Source organism: Kitasatospora sp. NPDC059327 (assembly GCF_042752535.1).
Taxonomy (GTDB): Bacteria; Actinomycetota; Actinomycetes; order Streptomycetales; family Streptomycetaceae; genus Kitasatospora.
Genome location: NZ_JBHYYB010000263.1, coordinates 1 through 1,054, shown reverse-complemented (window position 1 = coordinate 1,054; position 1,054 = coordinate 1). Strand labels below are relative to the sequence as shown.

1 protein-coding gene is annotated in these 1,054 nt (G+C 68.4%); it reads left to right on the top strand.

Annotation, left to right across the window (positions count from 1 at the left end; all coding sequences use genetic code 11):
• Positions 1 to 65 precede the first annotated feature (65 nt).
• Positions 66 to 1,054, top strand: a 989-nt coding sequence (locus ACFXHB_RS44900) for an alkaline phosphatase family protein (RefSeq protein WP_380583028.1), incomplete at its 3' end; no start/stop codon positions are given.

Sequence of the window (1,054 nt, the reverse complement as noted above, 5' to 3'; positions counted from 1 at the left end):
GCCCGCCGCCACCCTTGTGTTTCAGAGAGATACAAGCCACGTTACAGACGCGCTAAGGAGCCTTTGTGACCACAGAGGAATTCACCGTCAACGGCAGGACGTACGCCAGGCCCGGGAATCCCGTCGTCGTCATCTGCATCGACGGCAGCGAGCCGGACTACCACATCGAGGCGATGGCGGCCGGTCGGATGCCCTGGCTGAGCAAGGTCCTCGAAGACGAGGGGACCTCGTGGCCGGCGCACTGCGCGATGCCCGCCCTCACCAACCCCAACAACGTGTCCATCGCCACCGGCCGTCCGCCGGCCGTGCACGGCATCAGCGGCAACTACATCTTCGACACCGGCCTCGGTGAAGAAGTCCTGATGAACGACAAGCGGTTCCTGCGCGCACCCACGATCCTGGCCGCCGCGAACGAGGCCGGCCTGGACGTCGTCGTGGTCACCGCGAAGGACAAGCTGCGCCGGCTGCTCGGCGCCGGTCTCGTCGAGGAGGGCCCCTCGCTCGACGGGTCCGGCGAGTTCGTCGCCCCCTCGCGCCGGGGCATCTGCTTCTCCGCGGAGAAGGCGGACCAGGCCACCGTCGAGGACAACGGAATCGACGACGTGCTCACCCTGGTCGGAAAGCCGCTGCCGACCGTATACTCGGCCGACCTCAGCGAATTCGCGCTCGCCGCCGGCGTGCGAATTCTCGAAACCCGCGGCGCCGATCTGATGTACCTGTCCCTGACGGACTACATCCAGCACAAGAACGCGCCGGGCACGGAGGCCGCCAACGACCTCTACGAGAAGATCGACCACTACGCCGGTCGACTGGCGGAGCTCGGCGCGACCGTCGTGCTCACCGCCGACCACGGGATGAGCGCCAAGACCGACGCCCAGGGCCGCGCCCAGGTCGTCTTCGTCGAGGAGGAGGTCCGACGCATCCTCGGGGTCCCCGCGGACACCGAGGCCGAGGGCCTGCGGGTCATCCTGCCCATCACCGACCCGTACACGGTGCACCACGGCGCGCTCGGCTCCTTCGCGAGCGTGTACCTCCCCGAGGGCGCCGACCGCGA